The organism is Paenibacillus sp. FSL H7-0716, from assembly GCF_038002705.1.
In the GTDB taxonomy this organism is placed as follows: Bacteria; Bacillota; Bacilli; order Paenibacillales; family Paenibacillaceae; genus Paenibacillus_AQ; species Paenibacillus_AQ odorifer.
In genome coordinates, this window is the sequence record NZ_JBBODA010000010.1 from 1 (window position 1) to 22,824 (window position 22,824).

General features: G+C 43.2%; 22 protein-coding genes and 1 pseudogene. 6 read left to right on the forward strand and 17 right to left on the reverse strand.

What is annotated here, in order from left to right; all coding sequences use genetic code 11:
* From MHH60_RS14905 to MHH60_RS14935, 7 genes and pseudogenes are all read right to left on the reverse strand, one after another.
* Nucleotides 1–608 (reverse strand): annotated as a pseudogene (locus tag MHH60_RS14905) (hypothetical protein); the annotation flags it as partial.
* 150 nt (nt 609–758) lie between these two features.
* Nucleotides 759–1,316, reverse strand: coding sequence for an outer spore coat protein CotE (locus MHH60_RS14910; protein ID WP_036687755.1), 558 nt, complete (start codon nt 1,314–1,316; stop codon nt 759–761).
* A 226-nt stretch (nt 1,317–1,542) separates the two neighbouring features.
* Complete coding sequence (locus MHH60_RS14915) at nt 1,543–2,565, reverse strand: HD-GYP domain-containing protein (protein WP_051491532.1); 1,023 nt, start codon at nt 2,563–2,565, stop codon at nt 1,543–1,545.
* A gap of 164 nt (nt 2,566–2,729) precedes the next feature.
* Nucleotides 2,730–3,716, reverse strand: a complete 987-nt coding sequence (locus tag MHH60_RS14920; RefSeq protein ID WP_036687757.1) for an aromatic acid exporter family protein — start codon at nt 3,714–3,716, stop codon at nt 2,730–2,732.
* Between the two features lie 93 nt (nt 3,717–3,809).
* Nucleotides 3,810–4,646: an ABC transporter permease gene (locus MHH60_RS14925; protein ID WP_076133791.1), complete on the reverse strand. Its 837-nt coding sequence runs from the start codon at nt 4,644–4,646 to the stop codon at nt 3,810–3,812.
* A complete protein-coding gene (locus MHH60_RS14930) occupies nt 4,646–5,455 on the reverse strand; it encodes an ATP-binding cassette domain-containing protein (RefSeq protein ID WP_179088864.1) in 810 nt (269 codons plus the stop codon). The genes MHH60_RS14925 and MHH60_RS14930 overlap by 1 nt, the downstream gene beginning before the upstream one ends.
* Nucleotides 5,456–5,472: 17 nt before the next feature.
* Nucleotides 5,473–6,495 carry an ABC transporter substrate-binding protein gene (locus MHH60_RS14935; RefSeq protein ID WP_076128360.1) on the reverse strand — a complete coding sequence of 341 codons (1,023 nt, stop codon included), beginning with the start codon at nt 6,493–6,495 and terminating at the stop codon, nt 5,473–5,475.
* Nucleotides 6,496–6,766: 271 nt separating this feature from the next.
* On the opposite strand from MHH60_RS14935, the gene MHH60_RS14940 reads away from it, so the two are divergent.
* Complete coding sequence (locus MHH60_RS14940; RefSeq protein ID WP_076133793.1) at nt 6,767–8,473, forward strand: alpha-amylase family glycosyl hydrolase; 1,707 nt, start codon at nt 6,767–6,769, stop codon at nt 8,471–8,473.
* Here MHH60_RS14940 and MHH60_RS14945 read toward each other — a convergent pair.
* Nucleotides 8,460–9,140 carry a hypothetical protein gene (locus MHH60_RS14945; protein WP_076133794.1) on the reverse strand — a complete coding sequence of 227 codons (681 nt, stop codon included), beginning with the start codon at nt 9,138–9,140 and terminating at the stop codon, nt 8,460–8,462. The genes MHH60_RS14940 and MHH60_RS14945 overlap by 14 nt on opposite strands.
* Before the next feature lie 142 nt (nt 9,141–9,282).
* Here MHH60_RS14945 and MHH60_RS14950 point away from each other — a divergent pair, with 142 nt between their 5' ends.
* On the forward strand, nt 9,283–9,522 hold the full coding sequence (locus MHH60_RS14950) for a hypothetical protein (protein WP_036687997.1): 240 nt from the start codon (nt 9,283–9,285) through the stop codon (nt 9,520–9,522).
* A 2,126-nt stretch (nt 9,523–11,648) separates the two neighbouring features.
* On the opposite strand, the gene MHH60_RS14955 is transcribed toward MHH60_RS14950, so the two are convergent.
* Complete coding sequence (locus MHH60_RS14955; protein WP_038571602.1) at nt 11,649–11,876, reverse strand: hypothetical protein; 228 nt, start codon at nt 11,874–11,876, stop codon at nt 11,649–11,651.
* Between the two features lie 122 nt (nt 11,877–11,998).
* Between MHH60_RS14955 and MHH60_RS14960 the strand changes: the two genes are divergently transcribed.
* Complete coding sequence (locus MHH60_RS14960; protein ID WP_076128352.1) at nt 11,999–12,625, forward strand: FMN-dependent NADH-azoreductase; 627 nt, start codon at nt 11,999–12,001, stop codon at nt 12,623–12,625.
* A 103-nt stretch (nt 12,626–12,728) separates the two neighbouring features.
* Here the strand turns inward: MHH60_RS14960 and rsgA are convergent, their stop codons facing one another.
* The 4 genes from rsgA to MHH60_RS14980 all read right to left on the reverse strand — a co-directional run bounded on the left by rsgA (nt 12,729) and on the right by MHH60_RS14980 (nt 16,207).
* Nucleotides 12,729–13,820: a ribosome small subunit-dependent GTPase A gene (gene rsgA / locus MHH60_RS14965; protein WP_076133795.1), complete on the reverse strand. Its 1,092-nt coding sequence runs from the start codon at nt 13,818–13,820 to the stop codon at nt 12,729–12,731.
* Nucleotides 13,821–14,202: 382 nt separating this feature from the next.
* Entirely contained in the window at nt 14,203–14,874 is a 672-nt protein-coding gene (locus MHH60_RS14970) for an HAD family hydrolase (RefSeq protein ID WP_076133796.1), read from the reverse strand.
* A 160-nt stretch (nt 14,875–15,034) separates the two neighbouring features.
* Nucleotides 15,035–15,490: a DUF3939 domain-containing protein gene (locus tag MHH60_RS14975; RefSeq protein WP_036688004.1), complete on the reverse strand. Its 456-nt coding sequence runs from the start codon at nt 15,488–15,490 to the stop codon at nt 15,035–15,037.
* A 120-nt stretch (nt 15,491–15,610) separates the two neighbouring features.
* On the reverse strand, nt 15,611–16,207 hold the full coding sequence (locus tag MHH60_RS14980) for a DUF2087 domain-containing protein (protein ID WP_076133797.1): 597 nt from the start codon (nt 16,205–16,207) through the stop codon (nt 15,611–15,613).
* Nucleotides 16,208–16,386: 179 nt separating this feature from the next.
* Here MHH60_RS14980 and MHH60_RS14985 point away from each other — a divergent pair, with 179 nt between their 5' ends.
* Nucleotides 16,387–17,391 carry a YpdA family putative bacillithiol disulfide reductase gene (locus tag MHH60_RS14985; protein ID WP_076133798.1) on the forward strand — a complete coding sequence of 335 codons (1,005 nt, stop codon included), beginning with the start codon at nt 16,387–16,389 and terminating at the stop codon, nt 17,389–17,391.
* Nucleotide 17,392: 1 nt separating this feature from the next.
* Nucleotides 17,393–17,836: a DUF441 domain-containing protein gene (locus MHH60_RS14990; RefSeq protein WP_036688009.1), complete on the forward strand. Its 444-nt coding sequence runs from the start codon at nt 17,393–17,395 to the stop codon at nt 17,834–17,836.
* Nucleotides 17,837–17,904: 68 nt separating this feature from the next.
* Here the strand turns inward: MHH60_RS14990 and MHH60_RS14995 are convergent, their stop codons facing one another.
* The 3 genes from MHH60_RS14995 to MHH60_RS15005 all read right to left on the reverse strand — a co-directional run bounded on the left by MHH60_RS14995 (nt 17,905) and on the right by MHH60_RS15005 (nt 21,288).
* Nucleotides 17,905–18,840: a DUF4179 domain-containing protein gene (locus tag MHH60_RS14995; protein ID WP_076133799.1), complete on the reverse strand. Its 936-nt coding sequence runs from the start codon at nt 18,838–18,840 to the stop codon at nt 17,905–17,907.
* Nucleotides 18,833–19,351 carry a sigma-70 family RNA polymerase sigma factor gene (locus MHH60_RS15000; RefSeq protein ID WP_076133800.1) on the reverse strand — a complete coding sequence of 173 codons (519 nt, stop codon included), beginning with the start codon at nt 19,349–19,351 and terminating at the stop codon, nt 18,833–18,835. The genes MHH60_RS14995 and MHH60_RS15000 overlap by 8 nt, the downstream gene beginning before the upstream one ends.
* Nucleotides 19,352–19,539: 188 nt before the next feature.
* Nucleotides 19,540–21,288, reverse strand: a complete 1,749-nt coding sequence (locus tag MHH60_RS15005) for an ABC transporter ATP-binding protein (protein WP_076133801.1) — start codon at nt 21,286–21,288, stop codon at nt 19,540–19,542.
* Nucleotides 21,289–21,410: 122 nt separating this feature from the next.
* Here MHH60_RS15005 and MHH60_RS15010 point away from each other — a divergent pair, with 122 nt between their 5' ends.
* Nucleotides 21,411–21,926 (forward strand): hypothetical protein, encoded by a 516-nt coding sequence (locus MHH60_RS15010; RefSeq protein WP_038571616.1) that lies wholly within the window; start codon nt 21,411–21,413, stop codon nt 21,924–21,926.
* Between the two features lie 113 nt (nt 21,927–22,039).
* Here the strand turns inward: MHH60_RS15010 and MHH60_RS15015 are convergent, their stop codons facing one another.
* Nucleotides 22,040–22,357 carry a HesB/YadR/YfhF family protein gene (locus tag MHH60_RS15015; protein WP_076133802.1) on the reverse strand — a complete coding sequence of 106 codons (318 nt, stop codon included), beginning with the start codon at nt 22,355–22,357 and terminating at the stop codon, nt 22,040–22,042.
* Nucleotides 22,358–22,824 lie beyond the last annotated feature (467 nt).

Here is a 22,824-nt window from a genome sequence, read left to right on the forward strand (position 1 = left end):
TACCGCGACGCAGGTACGACGCGGCCGGTGGATTCCCGGAGGATGATAAACTCCGGGTCCATGCCCATCAGCAAGCCGCTGCGGCCCGGCTGCTCCAGAGCCAGCTTTCGTTCCAGCGCTAACGCTGCGGACCGATAAGGCTCGGGCAATCGTTGCCCGGAGGTCCTTACTAGTGGAGTGACTCCCTCCACCACATACCTCCGGTTCCCCATTGCCCTCAGCAGGACCTCACCGCTATCCAGCCCCAAGCTGTACAGCGTGCGGACAGCAATCCGCTGGAGCAATTTCATCACCCCGCGAAGCTCTCCCCGCGCTCGGCCTCCCGTGGTATTGCTCTCGGTATTAGCAAAGCTCACAGCTTCGTTGTAATTATCGGTGGCCGCACGCATTCCAAGACCCGCTCCAAGCAAAGAGATGTGGAGCACAGTCAAATGATAAACCAATATCTTATAACACTGCCTGTGGCCCTTCTCAGTAGCATGTGAAGCATATGTATCGACAAAACGTTTTCCAGCTGGCGTCAGCGTCGCTTCAACCCCGCTTCTAAGCAATCTAGACTCTCTCTCTGCCACAGACAATTCTGAATACACCTTATGACCTTCATTCATACGCTTTAGCGCCTCCATCCGAGCGTGAACCTTTTTTCATCCTAAAAATAAATAAAAAAAAGGAGGGCATTCGCCCTCTACGCCGCCGCACTCCCTACATATAATGGACCATAACCCATTGATACTCAGTTAACGGCGGCGTATCCTTCCTTACAGCTCATCATCCAGATTGTCAGGGTCCAGATCATCGTAATCGAAGCTATCACCTTCAAAATCATAATCCTTGTCTTCTGGATCATCACTTTGCTCAGTGACATACACACGGACTTTGGTCTCAGCCACCAACTCCACTTCGAATTCGCGCTCTACGCGAAGTGTCACACTGCCTCCGCCTGGCGATACGCCCGCTTCTACACAGTTGGGTTCCTGCGTTGCCTCCGCAGAGACCTCAACTGTTGAAGTGCGGTGTCTCGTGTCCAGGTAGGAAAGCGGAATGAGCTCCACATAAGAGACTGTTTCCTTTGCTACCTCGGTCTGCTTGTTCTTGTCGTACGAGTACCAGATGTTTACATCATAAGTACCAATTACTTCGATTCCGTTCCCGGCGGCAACCGCTTCGTATTGGTGGTTGATAATCCAAGCCCCCAAAATACTAGTCGGATGATGTGGCGGAGTCACGGTATGGGTTGCTGTAGAGAACTTACGACCTTTGCCGCAAATTGCCTTCGTAATGATCTCCCTTGTTTGACGTTTATGGCTTAATGACATCTTTGAACCTCCTCCATACAATCATTCACTATCAAGTGTATGCAGGTTCTAGGCATTTGTTGATTGTTAGACTATAAATAAATTTGAGTAAGCCCTCAAGAAGGCTTTTTCAGGAGACTCATAGTTCATTTTATTTCAAAATTTGTACATATATGAGTAGATTCCAAAAATGGTCCAACCTGTTCCAGAGCCATTCCTAACCCCTCTAAAAACCTTAAAACACCAGCTATTGCGGGATTACCCGCACAATTCCAAGCGATCTATGTTTGCTTAAGTCAATAAAATCCTCATCAATATTCACCAGAGGCCGCAAAGGGTCTGTAGCAAGAATCATAACAATTTTTCCTTTTCGCCCATCTGTCAATTCCACTTCGTTCCCTAGCATTGACTGCATTAACTTATTAATAAACACTCTGCAAATATAAGGGTCGAGCTTACCGAACACACTCTCCTCCATTTGCAGTAATACTTCGTATAAAGGAGCCGCTTTGCGATAAAAACGGTCGGAGGTCATTGCGTGAAACACATCAGCCACAGCAACGATCTTACTGAAATCAGTAATCCGGTTCCCAAGCACACCAAATGGATAACCACTGCCGTCCATTCTTTCATGATGCTGTAAGGCTACTAGCGCTTGGGTATGGTTTGTGCCTACCGTATCCCTGATCATCTCATACCCAAAGGTCGTATGCTTTTTCATCAGCTGAAACTCTTCGTCGGATAATGGACCGGGCTTGGTTAATATGTCATCCGGGATTCTCATTTTGCCGATATCGTGAAGAGTCGCTGCAATGGTCAACATGCTCAAATCCTCAGACTTTAGCTTCAACCATTTGCCTAGCAAGGTAGATATTATGCCCACAGCTACATTATGTCTGTATGTATAATCATCTTTGGTCTGCAAAGCAGCCAATACTCCGTAGAAGTCATTTTTTTCGCTTACCTGCTGGATAAACGGAATCACTTCATTTCTAACTTCCAGCATAGGAATTCTTTTATTTTTGTTATGACGAATCTGTTCAAAAATATTCTCAATCGCAGCTGTACAATCATCAATTGCAAGCTGGAAAAATTCCGCGCTATCCAGCTGGACGACGTCATGAGATTCCAGAGTGATCTTATGTTGACGAATTAATCTAATATGTTCAGCACTCAATAAAGTCAATGCGGGTAAAACAAATACTCCTTTGTCATTAAAGAGGTTAGCTACTAGTTGTTTTCCGATAAATGATTCCATATCTTTGTCCATACGCCTCACCTGCCAATGCGGAAAATTCGTATATGAATTTCCTGCTTGAATTTGAACTCACCCTATAATTGTTAATCCCTTTCGGAGATCAACTTTTAGTTCATACATATTTTATCGTGATTTCAGGGGCGAATGTTAATACTTCACTTTATTAAAGCCTAATTTTAAGCTTTTTTACGGGTGAGCAAACGTTTCTCAGGCTTATAGCTAACCGGTATTTTATGGCGTTTTGCAATTTTCAAATAAAGTGCCAATTCTCTGCAAAGCTGCAAAATCGCTGATCGCACTTCGAATTCCTCACGTGTCTCTGGCAAATCCATGCTTTCAAACTCTTGTTCAAGCTCTTCCAGCAAATGTTCAGTGCGGCCTGTATATTCTTCAGCCAAAACATCTCCGCTAAGCTGGTCGAACAATTCAGCTACCATCTCTCCATGCGGTAAATGGCGATATACTTGAGAAATCAGCTGCATCATGCTTTGTATCGATTCCAGCTGCTCCTTACGCATATAGAAGTAGACATTCCAAGCTTCATCAGGATGAATCACATGATTCTCCATCTCGCGAGTAGCTGCTGTTAGTCCCCGTTGCACTGCATTATCCGCATCAATTAATTCTTTGCCATCCCACATATACGCAGGTTCACGCAAAGTGCGGGCCATCTGAGTAAAAATAACTGAGAAGTATCGATCCACTTCCTTGCGGATTCCATAAATAACTCCCCCAGTCTGTGGCATGTAAATTAAGTTGACCACCCCCGCTGAACCGAGTCCTATGGCCAGTAGCTCTACTTGCTGCAACAACACATGTAGCGATAACTCAGCTTGTCCAAACACACGAAACACAATAACAGAGCTAGTGACAATCCCTTCCTTGTAGCCGGACTTCACAATCATCGGAAAGCCAACAAGAACGTACAGTCCAAGTACCCAGTAATGAAACCCTAATATCCAAAATAAAATGCACCCAAAAAAGAGTCCCACGAGCGAGGCCAAAAAACGCGCCGTTATCGTCCGGAAACTCCTTTTCAAGGTAACCTCCACACCCAGAATGGCTAAAAGCCCTGCACTTTGTGCATTGGGTATGCCTACTGCAGACGCGAGAAGAACGGACATTAACGTCGCAGCAGCTGTTTTAATCACACGAAATCCCATAACCCTATCTCTCCTTAAAAGCACTAACCGTTAATAGGTAAAGATATAGTCATGTTACAAGATTTTGTGAACGGACACAACGTTACATTAGACTTACCGCCGGTACAACAAGCGCTTCTCCAGATACACTACCAGTTGATACATTGCTGTTGCTACGGCTGCAATAATCAGCAGACTGGACATCACAAGCGTGAAATTAAACACCTGGAATCCATATATGATCAGGTACCCAAGACCGGATTTTGCTACTAGAAACTCTCCTACGATAACCCCGACCCATGACATTCCCACATTCACCTTTAGGGTAGAGACCACCGTTGGAAAAGATGCCGGAAGAATCACTTTAAAAAACACCTGAACTTTAGTAGCTCCAAAAGAGCGAACCACCTTCACCAGATTAGGATCCACACTGCAAAAACTATTGTAAACAACAAGTGTAGTAATAATCACTGTAATCGATAAGGTTGTCACAACGATTGCGGTGAAACCCGCCCCGAACATTACGATGAAAATCGGCCCCAAGGCCACCTTCGGCATACTGTTAAAGACAACCATAAACGGATCAAGCACCGCTGATAAAAACGGAGACCACCAAATAATCACTGCCAGCAGCGTTCCTAACAAGGTTCCCAGAACAAAGCCTACCGCAGTCTCTCCTACCGTCATCCCTAAATGAGGCCACAAGCTTCCACTGATCATATCCTGCCAAATCTGCTTGAAGATTTTTGTCGGGTAGCTGAACAATAACTCATCAATCCAGCCCATTCTTGCTCCCGCTTCCCACAACACAAAGAACAGCAGCAATAGACTGCTTCTTACAGCAATAACCTGATTACGCCGGCGCTGTTTAGTTTTTTTGAAATCCACATGCATTTGCTGCAGCCACAGTTCACGGGAAGCTAAGACTCCCGCTTGCTCTGTTCGTTTCATTAGCTTTCCCTCCCTTCTATCTCCATCTCTGTCCATACTTCATGAAAAAGCTCTGCAAACCCTGGCTGATCACGCGCATACAGCGGTGGGGCCGAGCGGATTAGCTCCGGAACAGGAAAAACTTTACGAATCTTCCCTGGATTTCGCTGCAATAAAATAACCCTACTGCTGACCGCAATCGCTTCTGACAGATCATGCGTGACCAAAATAGCCGTGGTTCCCCGGCTGCGTAAGGTCTCTGAGACTAAATCTTCCAGCTGAAGTTTGATCTGATAATCAAGTGCCGAGAACGGCTCGTCTAGCAGCAGCAGTCCTGGATTGGTAGCTAATGTTCGTACAAGAGCCACCCGTTGCCGCATCCCTCCGGATAACTGAGAAGGATAGGCCTGTTCTTTCCCTTCTAATCCCATCTCGCGTAGCAGCTCCAAAGTCCGTTTATGACTTTCCTCGTTTAAGCTTCCGGTCAGCTCCAGTCCAAGCACGGCATTGTCAAGAATACTCCGCCAAGGAAAAAGATAATCCTGCTGCAGCATATATCCAACCTCAGGTGAAGGGCCTAGAATGGGTTGGCCATTTACGAATACTTCACCCTCAGAGGGCTGCAGCAGTCCAGCAATAATCGATAGGAGAGTCGTCTTGCCACAGCCACTTGGGCCTACTAAGCTGACGAACTCTCCTTGCTCGACATTAAGATTTAGATCCTCAACGGCCAGTGAAGCTTCCCGATCGCCGAGATAGGCATGCGTTACTCCCTTTAATTGCACTACTGGAAGCAAGGTCATCCCCTCCTTATAGTTAACAAAATCCATTTAGGATCTTATCTCTCTTATTTAGAGCTACTGCTCTTTATGGTCTTTTCAGCTTTTTCAGCAAAAGTATTGTTCACGATTTTTTCTGCTGGAACACGTTCTTTAAGTTCACCTGCGTTATCCATAACATCCAGCAGATTATTCCATTCTTCGTTATCAACAACCGGATTAATGGCGTAGGTGTCCTGCTCCTTGTAACGTTTTACAGCAGAAATCACAATGTCACGATCCGTTTTATCAAAATAAGTTATTATGGCATCCGTAATTTCTTCAGGACTATGTTCCTTCACCCAAAGCTGAGCACGCTGGATGGCATTAGTGAACTTTTGCACGGTGTCTCCATTTTTGCTAATGTAGCTGTTTTTTGACATGAATACCGTATAAGGTAAATAACCGCTCTCCACCCCAAACGATGCCACTACAGCTCCCCGGTCTTCTCGTTCGAAGATAGAGGCCTGCGGCTCAAACAGCTGCACATAATCCCCAGTACCTGAAGCAAATGCACCGGCAATATTAGCAAAATCGATATTTTGGATCAAGGTAATATCCTTCGCAGGATCAATTCCCTTTTTAGATAAAGTAAACGCGCCTGCCATTTGTGGCATTCCGCCTTTTCTTTGACCAAGGAAGGTAGAGCCCTTCACTTTATCCCAATTAAAATCTCCATCAGCCTTCCGGGCGAACAGGAATGTTCCATCCCTTTGAGTCAGCTGTGCAAAATTAATGACCGGATCATCCGAACCCTGCTGATACACGTAAATGGAGGTTTCTGAACCAACCAACGCCACATCAATAGCTCCTGAGAGCAATGCGGTCATCGTTTTATCGCCACCGGGAATCGTCTGCAGCTCTACATCCAGCCCTTCATCTTTGAAGAAACCTTGAGTCAAGGCAACATACTCGGGTGCATAAAAGACAGAGCGGGTAACCTCCCCAATCTTCACCTTTACCGTCTCTGACTTTCCGCCGCAACCGGCAAGTACTGAAAAGCATAAAGTAATGATCATGAGCGACAATGACAGCTTTTTCCGAATCTTCATTCTTCATTCTCCTTTCTTACCGGGTCCTTCGCCCTTGCTTAAAGCATATGCACATGCCTACTGAAAGGTTAAAATCCCGAATATCGCGGGGAATTAAAAGAATATCCATGATAATAGCGGTTTTTATTGAATTTATGGATAAATATCACTGGATTTGCTGTTTTTATATCTGTGCAAACGTTTTACCTGAGGATTTGATTACAGTACTATAAGAATTAAAGCGCTTACCATTTCCTTTATAGGAAAATTGCAGCAGAAGGAGTTATTTTATATGAATAAACGAGCAACACCTATCGCCAAAAAACACACAATAAACGGACTTTTGAGTCTTAGCTTAACTGCCTTTCTGCTATCCGGTTGTTCAGGAAATAATAACAATATCCCTTCCTCTGCCTCCCCTTCTCCATCGCCAAAAGCAAATACAGCTCAGAATACTACTACTACACCTCCCGCTGCAAAAACGATAACCACTGACGAACAGCCCTCAACGGTTTATTATGAGATTTTTGTTCGTTCATTCTATGACTCTGACGGGGATGGTATCGGTGATCTCAAAGGGATTACCAAGAAATTAGATTATTTAAATGACGGAAATCCTGACACCACAGACGATCTGGGGATCGGTGGGATTTGGCTTATGCCTATCAACCCTTCACCAAGCTATCATGGTTACGATGTGACAGATTATCGTGCAATCAATCCAGATTATGGGACGATGGAGGATTTACAAGAGCTCGTTACGGAGGCGCATAAACGTGGGATTAAAGTAATTATGGATTTGGTCGTGAATCATACCTCTAAAGAACATCCTTGGTTCGTAGATTCCGCTAAAAATAAGGACAGCAAATATCGCGACTGGTACATATGGGCTGAAGATCAAGGACGCCCTGCCAATGGAGCTAGTGCCGCTGGTAGTGGCAGTGCATGGCACTCTTTACTGGGTAGTCATTATCTAGGTGGCTTTTGGGAAGGCATGCCTGATTTAAACTTCGATCATACGGAAGTTCGTAATGAAATGAAGACTATCGGCAAGTTTTGGCTGGAACAAGGGGTTGATGGATTCCGTTTAGACGCTGCTAAACATATTTACGAAGACCTTCTAAGCGACAAAAGCCAAGCCACAACTAATAAAAATGTATCTTGGTGGCAGGATTTCCGCAAAGCGATGAATGAAGTAAATCCTCAAGCTTATATTGTCGGCGAAGTATGGGAGAATTCTGCAGTCACCGTAGGGGCTTATTTGGATCAAGCCTTCGACTCTAGCTTTAACTTTGGGTTAGCTGAGACCCTTATTAATTCCGTGAAAACTGAAAAAGACAGCGGGACTGCCTTTACGCTGGAACGTACGTATAATTTGTACTCCAAAATATCTGATAGCCATTTTACCGATGCAATTTTTTTGACAAATCATGATCAAAACAGAGTCATGAGTCAATTAGACGGCAATCTGGATCATGCAAAAATGGCAGCAGCCCTGCTGTTAACCTTGCCTGGAAATCCTTTTATTTATTATGGTGAAGAAATAGGAATGCTTGGTGTAAAACCAGATGAAGGAATTCGTGAGCCCATGAGATGGATGACAGCGGATCAGGGTGAGGGGCAGACTACTTGGGAGGTCGGCAGCAATAACGCTGATGATGTTAGCATTAATGTCGAAAGCCAAACTAACGACAGCAGCTCACTGCTTAAAAGATACCGCGAACTCATTGCGTTAAGAAACAAAGTCCCTGCGCTCCGTGATGGCGGAATTCGAGACTACACTTCTGGCAATGCAGGGGTAATGGCTTACGAACGTATATCAAAAGAGGATCAAGTCCTCGTTGTTCATAACCTAACTGGAGATGAACAAATCATTACGCTTCATCCAAATGTCGAGGGTATCTCTTACACCAAGATCCAAAAGACAACTGCTGACAAAGTGACCTTAAATTCAGATCAGCTTACTCTTCCTCCCTATTCAACGGTTATTGTGGACTAGGAAAAGAAGAGGAATGAAACACCCACTCTGCCACAGAACCACATAATTGTGCTTTCGATATAGGAAGAGCTACAATCCAGTCTTGGGAAGGATCGCTGCTCATTCGCAGCAACCAGCCACTTGAATGATCACTTATGAAGCTAGCATACTGAAACTTCCAGCCATTTTCACTAGAAATACAGAGTCGCAATTCTCCCTCTGCGTCGAAGCATTTCATCACTCGTGCAAGATGGTTGGAATGGACATCATCTCCTGTCTCAGCAGCTAAACACTCTGAGAGTCTGTGAACCGTAGAGGAATCAGAGCCTTTTTTCAGCTCCTCGAACCTTTTTTTTGACATTAGTAAAGCCGGAATCCCGTGAGCAAAGGGCTCCATCGCTCTCTCACATTCGAACAACTCGAGACAAAAGCTCTCTGTTTCATCTCTGTTCTTCAGCACACACGGAGGAGAGTCCGGTGTATTATTGCAGTAGGCTAGTATTTTATCCTTATGTATTTGTAAACACAGATCTTTAGTTATCTCCTTCTCTCTATATTTGAATCTACCTATCCTTTCTGCTGTAGACGCAGTATTTAATAATTCATTTAATACTACTTGGTCGGTTACCCGATCTGGAAATAAAAATTCCGTTAAATCCGTTAAATCCGTTCGTTCTTTCTCATTCACATTATTGTATCCTTCCTGTATTACATATAAATGTATATTAAACTAGCAATCTTTATGTTATCATAAGCTAATTTTAAGGTAAAATTAAGAAACAAGGGGTATGATCATTAACATGAAATACTTGTAGCGAGGTGATTTCAAAATGAGAATGCTCATCACATTTCAGAACAAACTTGTACCTGTGTATTTCACAACAGAAAATAAACAGCCCACTCAAAAAGTACTTAGATTACTTAACAGTACGCTGGAGCTCAAAATTCAAAAGGGCAAAAGTGCCCTCCAGAAATGCCTCAATTCTCTGATTAGTATCGAAATTAAAGGCTCTGAAGCTATATTGCACAGTTACAGTGAAAATGATTCATTGGCGCTATCCCTCTATTAATGGAGGGGTAGTTTTTTTGTCACAACATTGCTGTCCTAAGCTTCTAATAAAGATCATCCTAAAAGCAGCTAAGAACTGCTGCTTGGACTCGTTGTCCTTTTGAAGCTAAACTTGATCAAAAATGACACTCCGTTTGATTTAGATACTATTTACGCATAAATAGGCATACATAGCTTAACTCTCAAAGTCAGGGACCTTGGTTCTGCTTGATGCTACATGGTTCTGCTTGGTTCTACTTGGTTCTACTTGGTTCTGCTTGGTTCTGCTTGATGCTACTTTGTACTGATTTGTGCTAATTCATAGCACATTAGGATTGCTGCTTGCCGGCCATCCCCATAGCCGACTGCTATCGGACTCAGCTGACCTTAATCGTAACTTTTTGGCTCATACGGAATCCTATCGGACCCCAGAGTCACTATTGGCGCGAAAAACACTAATTATCTACCTCAAAAAGCTGAATAGCTGCGCTGGAGTCCGAAACTCTGCTCTAATGCTCATAAATTCGCAAATAGCGTCATCTGAGTCCGTTGGGCGCGGTGGATGTTTATTTCTGTGATACAGATGTATGTATATCGGGTTAACCTGACATCCCATAGAGTTGTCACTCAACACTACAATAGCCACTGGGACTCTGGACCATTTTGGGGCTTTCCCTAGCATCTTGATCTAAATCCGAGCCTTCATTTATATTAGATACATTCACGCATACATAGCTTCTACTATTAGAGTACACGAGATTGGTTCTGCTTGCTGTTTGGGTTCTTCTTGGGTTCTTCTTGGGTTCTTCTTGGGTTCTTCTTGGGTTCTTCTTGGGTTCTTCTTGGGTTCTTCTTGGTTCAGCTTAGTTATGCTTGGGTTCTTCTTGGGGCTGCTATATAGCACATTAGGATTGCTGCTTGCCGGCCATCCCCATAGCCGACTGCTATCGGACTCAGCTGACCTTAATCGTAACTTTTGGGCTCATTTGGAATCCTATCGGACCCCAGAGTCACTATTGGCGCGAAAAACACTAATTATCCACCTCAAAAAGCTGAATAGCTGCATTGGAGTCCGAAACTCTGCTCTAATGCTCATAAATTCGCATATAGCGTCATCTGAGTCCACAGTAATCTAAATTCGAAACTCAGTTTGCTTTAGTTGCTATTGTCGCGTATATAGTTGCAATTATCGTGTACATAGTTGTTACTGTCGCGTGCATAGTTGCTACCATCGTGTACATAGTTGTTACTATCGCGTGCATAGTTGCTACTATCGTGTACATAGTTATTACTGTCGGAGCTTTAGTCGCTGCTTTTGAACTTATAGCCACTGCTTTCGGACTCATAGTTGGATGCTATCGGACTCAGTTGACCTTAATCGCAGCTTTTTGACTCATTTAGAATCCTATCGGACCCCAGAGTCGCTATTGGCACTAAAAACACTAATTATCGACCTCGAAAAGCTGAATAGCTGCGCTGGAGTCCGGAACTCTGCTCTAATGACTAAAAATTCGCATATAGCGTCATCTGAGTCCGTTGCCCGCTAAGGATAACTTGGAAGGTCACTTAGCGAGTGATTTATTGTCTGACGTTAACTTGGTTTGTGACTCAGTGAGTTACTCAGTAGGTGACTAGTTGTGTCAATCAGTGAGTTACTCAGTAGATGATTGGTTGTGTTAGTCAGTGAGTGACTTAGCCGTTAATATTGGTGTGTGACTCAGTGAGTTACTCAGTAGGTGACTAGTTGTGTCAATCAGTGAGTTACTCTGCGGGTGATTAGTTGTGTTAGTCACTGAGTTACTCGGTAGGTGATTAGTTGTGTTAGTCAGTGAGGTAACTCAGCCGTTAGCTTGGCGTGTGACTGACTTAGTGTGTAACTCGACAAATGACTTTGCATTGGTTAGCAGATTAGATGTAGCGGGTGGCCTGACCCTACTATGTCACCTGCCAAAAGTGACATTTGTCGTAGGTTGGCTTTCATTTGCTGACCCTTTATGCTGAAGCAATCTGCCCAGGACTAAAAAACGCAGAGCAGTGATCCCCCCTTAACGGGAGGATCACTGCTCTGCTATATTTACGGACTTTTTTAACCCAAGGACTCTGTCTCATTCAGCGAAAAATCTACTATTAGGAAGAGATAAGCAATTATCAGCTGATCTTGTAATTCTTCTGCTCTGCTTTTTCAGCTTTCTGGATTCGAAGTCTAAATAGCTTCACTAAATTCTGACGCGTATGCTCTTCGTGACAGCTGTCCAATTTTTTAATGATAAACCGATCGATGGACATGTCAATCGCTCCTTTTAGATCATTCTGGAACTTATAAAGACAGGAAATTATTTCCTGTTCTCTTGTATCACCTATTAACCTTGTTTTCATTTTTTCAAACTCTTTAAGCACAAACAAATTTCAAGAACAAAAAAATAATTTACAAACAAAAGATTACATGCTATATTAAATATAGTTAATATTAAATACACACATGCAAGGGAGAAATCATAATGTCTAAAGTTCTATTTATTAAAGCAAACAACCGTCCAGCAGAACAATCCGTAAGTGTTAAGCTTTACAATGAATTCTTGGAGAGCTACAAACTCAACCACCCAGAAGATGAAATTACTGAGCTTGATCTGTTCGCAGAGCAACTTCCATACTACGACAATACCCTGATCACTGGTATGTATAAAGCCGCTCAAGGATACGAAGCAACACCTGAAGAAGCAGCTGGTGCCGCTATCGTTAATAAATATCTTAATCAATTCATCGCTGCAGATAAGGTAGTATTCGGTTTCCCACTATGGAACATGACTGTACCTGCTGTATTGCACACTTATGTAGATTACCTTTGCCAAGCTGGTAAAACATTCTCTTACACTGCTGAAGGTCCAGTTGGTCTTTTGACAGGTAAAAAAGCAATCGTTCTGAATGCAAGAGGCGGTATCTACTCTGAAGGTCCTGCAGCAAGTGCTGAAATGGCAGTAAACTTCATCGTTGGTAACCTTAACCTGTGGGGAATTAAAGATATTACACAAGTAATCATCGAAGGCCACAACCAACTTCCAGCACAATCCGCTGAAATCATTGAAAACGGATTGCAACTGGCTAAGGAAACTGCTGCATCCTTCTAAACCATAACCATTTAGATTCAATTCAATAATTAAGGGCGCCCCTTAGCTGTCAAAAGCTAAGGGGCGCCCTTTTTCAATGTCTATGCCGTTATATCAATTCTTTTTAATATTCATCCAGCTCTTTACGCCACCCATAGCCTCTGGTTCTGGATGAACTCACTTTAGTGGAAGCTGCGCTTTTTCTCTTAAGCTTGGCTTCTTTATTATTTTGGTACAATACTTCTCGTTGTGTTTTTCGGTAGTTGAATAGCCTCTTCTCTTCCAGTTCACCTGTTTGGACTGCTTCCAGTACAGCACAGCCCTCTTCGCGTTCATGTCTACAGTTACTAAACCGGCACTTAGAAGCTAGACCGCTGATATCACTAAACGCTAGATCAAGTCCACCTTCATCTTCCCAGAGCTGCAGCTCCCGCATCCCCGGTGTATCTACGATAATCCCCCCATCCGGCAAAACAAACAGTTCACGGTGGGTAGTAGTATGACGTCCGCGGCTATCCCCTTCTCTAACATCCTGCGTAATCTGAAGGTTCTTCCCGCATAGCCAGTTGACCATTGTCGACTTCCCACAACCGGAAGAGCCCGTAAGAGCTACAGTTTGACCCTCACCAATGTATGGCAGCAGCTTCTCGCGTCCTTCATCTTGTATTGCACTAACAGCATGTACTGATACTCCGGGAGCCGCGCTCTCCATTTCAGCGATTTTACTGTCTGCATCCGGACAAAGATCCGCTTTAGTGAGTAGAATAACTGGATTTGCCCCACTATTCCAAGCCATGATCAGATATCTCTCCATCCGGCGAACATTAAAGTCATCATTCAACGCGCTGACCAGAAATAACGTGTCTACATTGGAGGCAACAATTTGCTCATCTTGTGTATTTCCTGCGACCTTGCGTGAGATCACACTCTGCCGGGGCAATACGCCATGTATAATTCCATGCTCACCGCCATCTTGCATCGCCAATGCTACCCAGTCTCCAATGGCAGGAAAATCACCCGAGGCTACAAATGTGTGTCTCAGCTTCCCGGCAAGCTCTCCCCACGTCTCTCCTACATCAGTTAACACTTTGTACTTACTGCCAAAATCACCAACGATTCTCCCGGGTATAAACTGTTTATCCTCTGCATGACTCCACTTTTCATTCCATTTTGTACTCCAGTTTTCATTCCAACCATATTGCTTTATGCTATTCATTCATTTCCTCCTAAAAGATATGTTTATGTTTTTTTCTTGCCCCTTGGCGTTTTCCGAGAACACAAAAAGCCGCCGGAAATAAAGACTCCGGCGGCGGTATATAGACATGTGGATTTATTACACCGAATCCAATCTTTCTACACACGCAAAAAAGCCACCGGACCCTATACGGTTCCCGGCGGCTCTAATAAGCATAATTGAGCTTACCTGCTAAACTGCACGAATCAATTATTCGGTAGCAGCTGTTCCCGGAAGACACGTATCCACAACAGTTGAGTTCATTACATTTAAAACTGTCATAAAACATCGTCTCCTTCCGAAATTTAAGATGCTGTTATCATAATTGGTGCAGCAGTAAAATGTCAACCCCAAATTTTCCAGATTACAAAATAGCCTTTAATTCTTTCAGCTCACGGATCATTTTCCAAGGTTGAATGTCCAGCTGATCGTCCCAAGGATGTTTCCTTTGCAGCCATATCCCTTCAAGGCCAGCCTTACCTGCACCCCAGATATCATTTACGGGATGATCCCCTATAAACAAGGTTTGATCCGCAGAGGCACCCAGCCTGTCTAGTGCCAATTGATAAATCGCAGGATCAGGCTTCGCAATGCCAACTTCTCCAGATATAACTATAGCTTCGAAGTACTCTCGCAGGCCGAGAATATCGATTTTGGTGTTCTGGATTTCTTTTTTACCGTTGGTGACCAGCCCCAAAGTATATCCATGCTCCACACAATACTCCAGAATCTCCAAAGCATGCTCCATGGCCGCACCATGATTGATGTAGCTCGCATCATAATACGCCCGGATATGTTCAGCCGTCACAGGCTTTTCCCAAGGCAGGATCTCACTAAGTTCTAAGAAAAACCCGTCTTTATCACGATAGCCATCAGCGTCTCTATGAATCATATCCTCGATCACAGCCTGCGCTTCCGCAGGTTCCAGATGCCCAAGAAAATCCTGCACGAACTGAGTGCTAAAGCTGCGAAATGTATAGTCTCGATCCATTAAAGTATTGTCCAGATCAAATAAAATAGCTTGTACTTCCTTCATCAAGCGATTCCCCTTACATGCTGTTAATTTTCAAACCAAACCTACAGAATGTAATTGTACTATGCCTTTAGAGACAAAGAAAAGACTATTCAACAAAAAGGATTTGTGGCTTCCCTTTTACTGAACAGTCTTTGTGAAGATTCGTATCTGCGTCATTCCTTTACTCGAAATGCTCTGCCCGATGGGTCAGCATCATTTCTTCATCCGTAATATACAGCGGAAAAGGAGGCGTTTCTTTTAGATAACTTTCTGTAGATAACAATCGATAATGAACCTCTGGCAACCAGGTATCTTCAAGAAGCGGTAGCTTGCCTGTATCACTAATATAACTGTCTACAGCAGCCTGAACTAAATCCAAATAATACGGCACTAACTTGTCTTCTTCCTCGAAAATTTCATAGGTCTCCCGAGACATGTAGAAATTCCGTTCGGGTATTCCACCTAAATAACGTTTCAGACGACTCATATCGATTCTTTTGTCCTCTAAGATTAATGCTGTTCTATTAATAGGTCCAGGCATATCTTCTTCGAACTTTCGAATCGCCTGTTTCACTTGGGGTAATGTGACGGTTACATGATCTGATTTGGGTTGCTTTTTTGTGCGTTTAAATAACATAACGAAAGTCTCCTTTCTAAATATGTCTCAGATAACGCTTACAATTCCATTTTATTCGAAATTCGAATAATTAATCAGTACATTTCAAATCGACACAGAATGTTAATATTTAAAAGATCATTATTTGACATATTCCCACCGAGTCCATACTTCTCGAGGATTTAGTTCATACTTGTCCTTCTCACGATACATAAACTGATGCATGATGAATTCACGACGAATAGTGGCGAAATCTTCATGAAACTGCTTAATAAACTCATTGATTTCCTTTTCCGTATAAACTACACCTGGCTCCAGCTTCTCAACCATGTATTGAAGCGCTATCAATTTCTTCTTGTATTGTGCTGGAATTTGACGCAGCCGGCCATCTTTAGAGAAAAAATTACGGATTACAGTATCCTGAAGACTATTCTCAGGCAATTGCTCTTCCATATTCTCAGCTCCTTTCGAAAAAATAAATCGCAGTGAAGCTTCAGCCCCATTATTGATAAACTCCGGATTCAGTTTAAAGTAAACTGTATTTTTGTCGCGTCTTTCCTTTATTAGAGCCGCTTCACGTAATTTAGCCGCATGATGAGTGACTGTAGGCTGCGATAAATTCAACTTTTCAGCCAGCGCTTGCCCGTGCATTTCTCCTTGGGACAAAAGCAACAATAAGCGAAGACGCGTTGGATCAGCTAAAGCTTTATGATAACTCACGATTTTCTCCAACTGCACAGGGTTCACGCTCCTAGAATTTCACACTAAATTGATACATTAGATATATATCTAATTATATAATAATCAACGTTGTTCTTGCAATGGTTATTATACTCAATCTGCCCTTATGGAAAAATTCATGAATTTAGGGTAGGATTTAAAGAAAAGATAGTAACAATCAGGAGGTAACCCGCTTTATGAAAGATGTCATTATTATCGGTGCAGGTCCTTGCGGCCTCTCGGCAGCTATCGAATGCCAACGCCAAGGACTGTCCAGCCTTATCATTGAAAAAAGCTTTATTGTGCACTCCATTTATTTGTATCCAACAAATATGCAATTTTTCAGTACGGCTCAGTTATTAGAAATCGGGGATGTTCCGTTCACTTCGACCAACGACAAACCTTACCGTCACGAAGCGCTTGTCTATTATCGCCGAGCTGCTGAGCAATATGGTCTGGAGATCGCCGCTTATGAAGAAGCTTTATCCATTGAGCCGCTTGAAGATGGAACCTTTGCCGTACATACGTCAAATATGCGTGGTGAGCATCAGAAACGTATCACTGCAAATGTAGTTATAGCAACAGGTTATTTTGATCAGCCGAATATGATTGGCATTCCAGGTGAAGAACTACCTAAAGTTACTCATTATTTCGGTGAAGCTCATCCTTACACGGGAATGAAGGTAACTGTAATTGGCGGCAGTAATTCCGCTGTAGATGCAGCGCTGGAGCTTATGCGTGTAGGAGCTACGGTAGATATGGTATATCGTGGTGAAAGCATCTCAGAGAATATTAAACCTTGGGTTCGGCCAATCTTTGAAGGCATGGTGCAAAAAGGGAAAATCACTCTGCACTTAGGCTCGCGTGTCACTGAAATTACTGCAAGCTCAGTAATTGTTACGGATCATAAGGGGGACAAGAAAGCATTGGATAATGATTTCGTTCTTGCCTTGACTGGTTTCCGTCCTAGCCGTACCCTCCTCACTTCAGCGGGTGTGATCATGGACGACGACATGGATAAGCCTGCTTTTAACACCTCAACCATGGAAAGTAATGTTCCAGGGTTGTATGTTGCTGGAGTAATCGCCTCTGGCCGCAATGCTAACGAAGTGTTTATTGAGACCGGAAGAGGGCATGGTAAACTTATCGCAGATCACATTGTGTCAAAAGAAAGTTCTAATCCTAAGGAGTTGAAACTTTAAAATGGACATGACCTCTTTGCTTTTGCTTGGACTTGCAGCGCTTGGAATTATCAGCAGCAACTCCCCTGTAACAATAGCAATGGTCGTCCTATTACTGCTAAGAGTACTTGGCCTGCAGCAAACCTTTCCTTGGCTAGAAAAATACGGTTTAACCATTGGGATTATCATCCTGACCATCGGGGTCATGACCCCATTAGCCAGCGGCAAAATATCGCTGCAGACAGTCGGTCAATCCTTCTTGCACTGGAAGTCCTTGCTTGCTATCGCTATCGGCATTCTCGTCGCTTTTCTTGGAGGCCGCGGTGCTACCCTCATGACCAACCAACCCACAGTTGTAGCTGGTCTGCTGATTGGCACGGTGATCGGGGTTGCGTTATTTAAGGGCGTTCCGGTCGGTCCGCTGATCGCAGCCGGCATTTTATCACTTATGATCGGCAAAATGTAATAAAACAGCACAAAAGACCGCTTTCGGCGGTCTTTTTGTGTGTGCCTTTTATATAACCATCTTCTTCACTATTCCTCCACCTGAGAAATGGACTGCGGAACTTGCTGCACCGCTCTTTTTTCAACGACTAATAAATCTTCAACGCCATACTCTGTCTTAATTTTCTGCAACTGCTTCAAAGCCTCTTCTTCTGTATTAAAATATCCTGCTTCCACGAGATATAAGCCTTTCTGATCCTTTAACATCCGCAAATCCTCTAACCCATATAACATTTCTTCAGCCATACCCAGCGCCTCACCGGAAGGCTGTGAGACCGTTCTTAACGAATATACAGAGCCCCCTTTTGCTTCGTTTCCTTTCTCTTTTAACGTAATCACTACCTGTGCTGGCTCTTTATATTCTTTTACCTCATAAGCAACCGAGTCTGTAAGCGTGACATTGAACCGAATGGCCGAATCATCTAGTGTAATTAGTGGATAAGCATCCTGAACATATCGGCTTTGTTTTAATGTCTCTAGATCTTTAACTGCTGAGAATTTTCTCGCCCCATTCACTGTAATTGTCATTGTTGCCGGATTTTCCGTAAACTTTACGTTATATGAGCTTGCTAACTGTTGCGTTTCATCCGGATTTGCAAAATTCAAAATCAATTGATCGCTATTCTTCAGTTGTTTGACCGAAATAAAGTTCACATCTACTCCATCCTGAATGGTTCCGCCTCCTGCACTTCCCTCTGTAAATTGCAGAACACTGACCAGCTTACCTAGAACCGGTATTTGATCCATACTATTCGCAAAGGCAGGGACCGTATTTACACCCACCGTAAAAGAAATCAATACAGCAGCAGCTACTGATCCTGACCATTTCAAAGTACGTTTTGAAGAACTGTTTTTCTGTTTATAGATTTTCCCTCTTTCAATTCCTTTACGAGAAGCGAATGATAGTTCTTTAGGAATTTCAATCTCATTATAGGCTTGCTGTAGACGTTCTAGTTGCTTATCCAAAGTACTCACTCTCCTCCATACTTATTTTTAATTTTTCCAAACCTCTATAAATAACGGTTTTGACGCTGCTCAGGGGCATATCAAGAACCTCTGCAATTTCCTTTATGGGCAAGTCCTCCAAATATCTCATCACAATCACCATTCTTGATTTTTCATCAAGACCGCTGAGCGCTTCATGCAAGTCCATAACTTCTTCCCTAGATTTCGGAGCATAGCTGCCTCCTAGCTCTTGATCCATATACACGATTTTTTTAGATTTACGGATAAAGTCCAGCGCACAGTTGACAGCGATCTTGGTGAGCCAAGTTTTAAAATATTGCGGTTGCTTCAATTTATGAATGGAGATATAGGCTTTGAAGACGGTTTCCTGCACAATCTCCAGCGCATCCTCTTGATTCCGCACATAGGAGTAGGCCATTCGGTATAAACGCTCCTGCATGCCGTCAATAAGCGCAGTAAAGCTGTCTTCATCACCTGCTATCGCCTTTTCCTCAAGCGTGGTTTTATTCACGTTCCTCACTTCCTTTCATGATGTTTATAAGCTTTAGACGCACATGATCTCCGAAAAGACTCAAATCCTGTGTAGAATTTTTGCAATAGTATAAGTTACTGTGTGCCGCAAGCCTGATTGGAATTCAAAAAAAGTGGCCTTCTCTTTCGAGAGGACCACTAAGGTGTTTAATTATTTTCCAAAACATATTAGGCGTCTAAATGCTGTACGTTAAATAATCGCGCATAACTACCCTCTATCGCCATCAGCTGTTCATGCGTACCCCGTTCAGTAATTTCACCATTCTCAAGTACGACAATCTGATCTGCATGTGTAATCGTTGACAGTCTATGCGCTACAATTAATGTAGTACGTTCCGAAGAAAGGGACTGCAACGCTTGTTGAATTAAATGCTCTGATTCCAGATCCAGCGCCGATGTAGCTTCGTCTAATATAAGAACCTTCGGATCCTTAAGAAATACCCTTGCGATAGCAACCCGCTGCTTCTGTCCTCCAGAAAGCTTAACACCACGTTCTCCCACTTCTGTCTCATAACCCAGTGGCAGCTGCTCAATAAAATCATGCGCATTGGCAGCTTTTGCTGCTGAAATGACCTCTTCTTCCGTGGCGTTAGGATTACCGAATAAAATATTCTCACGCACAGATCCGCTGAATAAGAAATTATCTTGTAAGACCATACCGACAGACCTACGCAAGCTTTCCTGTGTTAATTCCTGTATATCATAACCATCCATTTGGAGGCTGCCTTTACTGATGTCATAGAATCTCGGGATCAAGCTGATAAGAGAGGACTTTCCTCCTCCGCTCATTCCGACGAACGCAATGGTCTGTCCGGGCTGAATTCTCAAATTAATATCTTTTAAGACCCAATCATTCTCTTCGTTATATTTAAACCATACATTCTGAAAAGCAATCTCACCACGTGAATCCTTAAGCACTTTTGCTCCCGGCTTGTCTACAATATCATAAGGCTCATTCAGCAGCTCAAGCACCCGTTCAAGAGAAGCAGAGGCTTGTGTAAGCACCGTCGAGGAATTAATCAATCTCCGCAGCGGGGAATACATCCGGTCCAGATAGCCAAAGAAAGCTACAAAGGTACCTACTGTCAAATTGCCATGAATGACCTGATAACCACCATATCCGATGACCAAAAGAGGTGCTATATCCGTTAATGTATTAATAATTGCGAAGGTCATAGCGTTCCAGCGGGTTTGCGCCATCGCTTTTTTAAGAAAGTTGCCGTTGATGTCTTCAAACTGCTTTTGATCCACTTTTTCCATCGTAAAGCTGCGGATGATTGATATCCCTTGAATCCGTTCATGGAGATAACCTTGAATGCCAGCCAGAGCCTGGGATCGATCTTTCGTTAAAAGCTTAAGCCGCTTATACAATTTGTTAACAGCAATTGCGTAAAAAGGCAATACCGAGATAGACACGAGCGCCAGCACCGGATTTAAATAAAACATAAATCCCAAAGCAAAAACTAGCGTAAACGTGTCGAGCCATACATTCATCATGCCGACTTCGACCAAATTTTTGGTCTGCTCAACATCGTTAATAAATCTGGAGATGGCTTCTCCCACCTTGGTATTCTGATAATACCGCAGTGACAGCCGCTGTAAATGACTGTAAAGCTTATTTCGCATATCGAACAACACTTTACTTGTGATAAGCTGAGCAAAGTATTGGCGATAATACTCCACGGGTCCTCTTACGATTACAAATAAAATTAAGGCACCACCCAGAATAAACATCAAATGCGATACCCGTTCCTCAATACCCATGCTCGGGTTCATTAGGAGGTCATCGACCACGTATTTCAGAATCATTGGCAGCGTTAGCGGAATGCTGAATTTGATCATGCCGATAAACAGCGTAAACACAATCAATTTCATATAAGGTCGTACAAAAGTAAAATATGATTTCCATTGCTTCACAGGAATATTCTGTCCCTTCTCTTTAGTGAGTTGCTAAGTACAGTTGACTTTTGCTCTCTACAGTGTTTTTATAATTTTAGATCATAAGTACAATTGCAGTACCGAACTTCAGGAGGATAACGATGTCTAGACAATTTGTGACGGAAGCCGTCATGATGGCGATTTACGGCCAGCTTCTCGTATCGAGCAGCCCTGTAGAATATATAGTGCCTTATACTACCGTGATGGAACTATACGAACTGCGAGACAGCGATGATCCGTTGATGAACCGTCCGGACGACGACAAGCATGTTAAGTTGAAGATTAGTGAGCTCATTGCTTATTTTGAAGAACCGCTCAACGCGAAGAAGATCAACCGCTGTTTAGCTGTGCCTTGGGCGAAAAGCTCAGGTATTCTCCTTGGCGGGCAATCCAAAATCACCATCATTAACAGTATGGATACCGCTGTCTACGGTGAGATGTTCGATCCCATCGAAACAGAGCTTCTACTGTCCTCACAACGTGAGAAAGTCCCTATCCTAACGGATCAATTTGAATTGATTCAACGGATCATCGAGGGTGGAGTTCCGGTTCAGGTGTACGATATTGACGACTTCGACTTCGCTCTGGAGGAAGAAACCTCTCGCAATTTGCACTGATAACACCTATGTATCTCCAACTGGAATACCCTCATTTTTAAAGACAGCATTTGAAAAGCCCCTGCCTTTTGGCAAGGGCTTTTCCTGATTAAAATTAACAATCATTAAGACAACTATACCTGCACTTCGCCGGATACCCGCTTTGGTTCGTACTTATATTCAATGTCATCCTCTGACTCAGAGTATACGATAGATAGGTCATAACCTTCCATATACCACAAGTCCTGCTCCTCCATGTAGAACACAATATCATCCTGTTTGACCTGAATAGCTGGACGCCCAGGTGCTTCTGTAGCAATGCCCAGCGAGAAACCGGGGTGAAGTCCACCTCCCGAGCTATAACGGGGAAATAAACGAATATAGTCTCCATTCTTAAGGTCCAATTCTCTCTTAAACCAAGCTGCCGCTGCTTGACTAATTTCCATGTTCATTTCTCTCAGCTCCTTTGTATATTCTAATCATAACGAAAATAAGTCGATATTCAAACAACTTTATGCAATTAATAATTTCCCGACCCATTTAAAATTAAGTTTGACAAATTCGCGAACCGGATGATAAACTCTGAACATAACTAAACGTCTTCTAGTTATTACCAAATTAATGAAAGGGGTGAGCGCGGTGTTTACGAAGTTACAGCCATATTATTTTACTATTGTTGGAATTTTTACTCAACCGAATACCGAAGCAGCCCAAGTGATTAAGCCATCCTGAAGTTTTTGCGGGTCTTATGGACCGTATAACTTTAGTTCTTGAAGGTCTCTCACATGCTTGGTGCTGTAACGCACCGTGCGCATGATAGCTGTAAATTACAGGCATATCGTCCGTTTTCGGATGATATGCTTTTTTTTGTTTGCTGAAGAGATAATCACTTGCGCTTTTATCAGCATCACAAGCAATC

Bases quoted from the DNA above. Each gene is read 5' to 3' on its own strand.
- MHH60_RS14960 (WP_076128352.1), top strand. From the start codon at position 11,999: ATGTCTAAAGTTCTATTTATTAAAGCAAACAACCGTCCAGCAGAACAA.
- MHH60_RS14955 (WP_038571602.1), bottom strand. From the start codon at position 11,876: ATGAAAACAAGGTTAATAGGTGATACAAGAGAACAGGAAATAATTTCC.
- MHH60_RS14910 (WP_036687755.1), bottom strand. From the start codon at position 1,316: ATGTCATTAAGCCATAAACGTCAAACAAGGGAGATCATTACGAAGGCA.
- MHH60_RS14950 (WP_036687997.1), top strand. From the start codon at position 9,283: ATGAGAATGCTCATCACATTTCAGAACAAACTTGTACCTGTGTATTTC.
- MHH60_RS15010 (WP_038571616.1), top strand. From the start codon at position 21,411: ATGTCTAGACAATTTGTGACGGAAGCCGTCATGATGGCGATTTACGGC.
- MHH60_RS14975 (WP_036688004.1), bottom strand. From the start codon at position 15,490: ATGTTATTTAAACGCACAAAAAAGCAACCCAAATCAGATCATGTAACC.
- MHH60_RS14935 (WP_076128360.1), bottom strand. From the start codon at position 6,495: ATGAAGATTCGGAAAAAGCTGTCATTGTCGCTCATGATCATTACTTTA.
- MHH60_RS14925 (WP_076133791.1), bottom strand. From the start codon at position 4,646: ATGAAACGAACAGAGCAAGCGGGAGTCTTAGCTTCCCGTGAACTGTGG.
- rsgA (WP_076133795.1), bottom strand. From the start codon at position 13,820: ATGAATAGCATAAAGCAATATGGTTGGAATGAAAACTGGAGTACAAAA.
- MHH60_RS14915 (WP_051491532.1), bottom strand. From the start codon at position 2,565: ATGGACAAAGATATGGAATCATTTATCGGAAAACAACTAGTAGCTAAC.
- MHH60_RS14930 (WP_179088864.1), bottom strand. From the start codon at position 5,455: ATGGATTTTGTTAACTATAAGGAGGGGATGACCTTGCTTCCAGTAGTG.
- MHH60_RS14940 (WP_076133793.1), top strand. From the start codon at position 6,767: ATGAATAAACGAGCAACACCTATCGCCAAAAAACACACAATAAACGGA.
- MHH60_RS14970 (WP_076133796.1), bottom strand. From the start codon at position 14,874: ATGAAGGAAGTACAAGCTATTTTATTTGATCTGGACAATACTTTAATG.
- MHH60_RS15015 (WP_076133802.1), bottom strand. From the start codon at position 22,357: ATGAACATGGAAATTAGTCAAGCAGCGGCAGCTTGGTTTAAGAGAGAA.
- MHH60_RS14920 (WP_036687757.1), bottom strand. From the start codon at position 3,716: ATGGGATTTCGTGTGATTAAAACAGCTGCTGCGACGTTAATGTCCGTT.
- MHH60_RS14985 (WP_076133798.1), top strand. From the start codon at position 16,387: ATGAAAGATGTCATTATTATCGGTGCAGGTCCTTGCGGCCTCTCGGCA.
- MHH60_RS14990 (WP_036688009.1), top strand. From the start codon at position 17,393: ATGGACATGACCTCTTTGCTTTTGCTTGGACTTGCAGCGCTTGGAATT.